Origin of the sequence: Marinobacter sp. G11 (genome assembly GCF_021282325.1) — a bacterium.
In the GTDB taxonomy this organism is placed as follows: Bacteria; Pseudomonadota; Gammaproteobacteria; order Pseudomonadales; family Oleiphilaceae; genus Marinobacter; species Marinobacter vinifirmus.
In genome coordinates, this window is sequence record NZ_JAJSPB010000112.1 from 1 (window position 1) to 714 (window position 714).

1 protein-coding gene is annotated in these 714 nt (G+C 50.6%); it reads left to right on the forward strand.

Annotation, left to right across the window (positions count from 1 at the left end; genetic code table 11):
* Positions 1–179 precede the first annotated feature (179 nt).
* The gene (locus tag LWH94_RS19280; protein ID WP_232903316.1) at positions 180–593 is read left to right on the forward strand and encodes a hypothetical protein; all 414 of its coding nucleotides are present in this window, start codon (positions 180–182) and stop codon (positions 591–593) included.
* Positions 594–714: the final 121 nt, after the last annotated feature.

The following is a 714-nucleotide window of genomic DNA, read 5'->3' on the forward strand; positions in this document are numbered from 1 at the left end:
GATCAACCGCAAGAGTGTGATTGTTCTGGCCGAGGACGGCCCCAAACAGTACAAGGTCTCGCCGGAGTTATTAAGGCCTCTGCGTGACGTGAAGTAGGTCAACTACGTCGTGGAATGAACGCTTACGTTGTTCTGACGATCCGTGGACGATCACATATCGATATATCGATGGCATCGGTTTGAAAGATGCCTTCAGAAAATCAGCGATTCCTGAAGATTTCTTCGTGAAGCTCTACGCATCTGTGCAGCAGTTGCATCGGTACGGCGTTGTCCATCTGGACCTGGGTAATTCTGGTAACGTGTTGTGCTCGACTTCCGGGGATCCCAAAATAATCGATTTTGGATCTGCTCTTCCTCTGTATCTGCTCCCTCGTTCTATCGGAAGCTGGGCACGCAAGAGAGACTTGCTGGGTGTATTAAAGCTCTGGTATCGGTTTGATCGGAGGAGCATGCCAGAGGCTACGCTCAGGTTTTTTCGGACAAACTATAAGAAAAATATCTACACCCCAAAGCGCTTTTTAAAAGCGTTGAAGGGCTGTTTGGCTAATCCCTCGAAAGCTCGGCAAGGGTCGTCGCCCGTAGCCGCCATTTGAGGTGGACCCCATCAGTTGGACAGCCTGAAGGTGCAGTTAAGCTCTGATCCGGCTGTATTCCCGGCTCAAGCTGCCAGGGTCATGGGTTGTTGGTAGTACACCTCATCCGGTGTTTGGTAAT